This window comes from Acidovorax sp. KPB24-03 (assembly GCF_057546605.1).
The window spans coordinates 1-2,123 of record NZ_BAAJYR010000513.1; the positions used below are offsets into that span (position 1 = coordinate 1).

The window sequence follows — 2,123 nt, forward strand, 5'->3', positions numbered from 1 at the left end:
TGCCCGCCACCCGCCGGCCTCGCCGCCACACCCCCAGGCGCGTGGCGCGCAGCCGGATCGCCTCGGCCGGATCGCGCGCATGCAGCAGCACGAAGTCGGCATGGCAGCCGGCCTGCAGGCCATAGCCCTCCAGGCCCAGCAGCCGGGCCGGGTTCGTGGTCACTGCCTCGAAGCACTGGCGCATGGCGTGCTGGCCGGTCATCTGCCCCACGTGCAGGCCCATGTGGGCGGCCTCCAGCATGTCGCCGCTGCCGCCCCCGTACCACGGGTCCATCACGCAATCGTGGCCGAAGGCCACCGTCAGGCCCGCGGCCATCAACTCGGGCACACGGGTCATGCCGCGGCGCTTGGGGTAGGTGTCGTGGCGGCCCTGGAGGGTGATGTTGATGAGCGGGTTGGCCACCACCCCCAGCTGCGCCTCGGCCATCAGGGGGATGAGCTTGCTCACGTAGTAGTTGTCCATGCTGTGCATGGAGGTGAGGTGCGAGCCCGTCACCCGGCCGTGCAGGCCCAGGCGCTGGGTTTCGAAAGCCAGCGTTTCGACGTGGCGCGAGAGCGGGTCGTCGGTCTCGTCGCAGTGCATGTCCACCCGCTTGCCCCGATCGGCGGCCAGCTCGCACAGGATGCGCACGCTTTCCGCTCCCTGCGCCATGGTGCGTTCGAAATGGGGAATGCCGCCCACCACGTCCACGCCCAGGTCCAGCGCGCGCTGGAGGTTGTCCAGGCCGCCCGCGGCGCGCAGCACGCCGTCCTGCGGGAAGGCGACCAGCTGCAGGTCGAGGTAGGGCGCCACGCGGCGCTTCACGTCCAGTAGCGCGTGCACGGGCAGCAGCCGCGGGTCGCTGGTGTCCACGTGCGAGCGGATGGCCAGCAGGCCGCGCGCCACGGCCCAGTCGCAGTAGTGCATCGCCCGCTCCACGATGGCCTCGTGCGTGAGCTGGGGCTTCAGTTCGCCCCACAGCGCGATGCCCTCCAGCAGCGTGCCGCTCTCGTTCACGCGGGGCTGGCCGTAGCTCAAGGTCGAGTCCATGTGGAAGTGCGCATCGACGAACGGCGGGCTCAGCAGCAGGCCGCCCGCATCGACGGTCTCGTGCGCCGGGGCCTGCAGGCCCTCGGTCACTTCGGCAATGCGCCCGTCCTGCACGGCCACGGAAACGTTCGTGCGGCCATCGGGCAGGGTGGCGTTGTGGATGAGCAGGTCGAGCATGGTGTGTGGGGCCGGGCAAGGGTGAGAGGGGGCTGGCGGAAGCGGTGCAGGCCGGCATGCAAAAGGCTTGCCTGCGGCGCCACCGGGCCTGCCAGTGTAGGCCGCGGGGGGTGCCGTTGCGCAGCCTGATGGCCGGGCCGGGTGCGCCGGCCGGGACGACGGCCCATGTCGGATTTCTTCCAGACCGCGCGGAAAAGGCCGCCTATGCTGCGGGCACGTTCGATCCACCCTGTCTTTTGCTGAAGGAGACCCCATGCAGTTCGGCTACACCATTCTTTACGTCGAGGACGTGCCCGGCACCGTCGCTTTCTACGAGGCCGCGTTCGGTCTTTCGCGCCGCTTCGTGCAAGAGGCGGGGGACTTCGGCGAGATGGACACCGGCGCCACCGCGCTGGCGTTCTCGTCGCTCCAGCTGATGGCCCAGCTGGGCAAGAACCCGCAGCGGGCGGTGGCGGGCGCGCCCCAGTGTGAGATCGCTTTCACCACGGCCGATGTCGCCGCAGCCGTGGACCGCGCGATCCAGGCTGGCGCCACCCTGGTGCAGGCCCCAGAGTCCATGCCCTGGGGCCAGACGGTGGCCTACGTGCACGACTGCAACGGCTTTCTGGTGGAGCTGTGCACGCCGATGGGCGCGGGCAACTGACGGGGGCGCGGCGCTTGGGCGGCGCTGCGCCGTTCAACGCGGCTGGTTCGATGTGGCCGATGGCAGGGCCGCGTTCAGCCGTAGCCGCTGGACTGCACGGAGGCCAGCAGGTCCTTCGAGGCCCGCAGCCGGGCGGGCGTCTGTCCCAGCCAGTGCCGGCATTCGCGGCCGAAATGCGCCTGGTCGGCGTAGCCATGGTCGGCCGCGATGGCGGCCAGGGGCGGGCCACCATCGCCCGCCAGGGCCTGGGCCGCTCGACGCACCCGCGCGAGG

The 2,123-nt window shown here is 71.1% G+C and carries 3 protein-coding genes; 1 reads left to right on the forward strand and 2 read right to left on the reverse strand.

Features of this window, described 5'->3' with window-relative positions; genetic code table 11:
* Window positions 1-1,207, reverse strand: a 1,207-nt coding sequence (locus AC27KI_RS23365; RefSeq protein WP_487116104.1) for an amidohydrolase family protein, incomplete at its 3' end; no start/stop codon positions are given.
* Between the two features lie 253 nt (window positions 1,208-1,460).
* Here AC27KI_RS23365 and AC27KI_RS23370 point away from each other — a divergent pair.
* The gene (locus tag AC27KI_RS23370) at window positions 1,461-1,850 is read left to right on the forward strand and encodes a VOC family protein (protein ID WP_487116106.1); all 390 of its coding nucleotides are present in this window, start codon (window positions 1,461-1,463) and stop codon (window positions 1,848-1,850) included.
* A 74-nt stretch (window positions 1,851-1,924) separates the two neighbouring features.
* Here AC27KI_RS23370 and AC27KI_RS23375 read toward each other — a convergent pair.
* On the reverse strand, window positions 1,925-2,123 hold a 199-nt coding region (locus tag AC27KI_RS23375; protein WP_487116108.1), incomplete at its 5' end, for a helix-turn-helix domain-containing protein.

Coding starts and splice junctions, on each gene's coding strand:
- AC27KI_RS23370 (WP_487116106.1), top strand. CDS start 1,461: ATGCAGTTCGGCTACACCATTCTTTACGTCGAGGACGTGCCCGGCACC.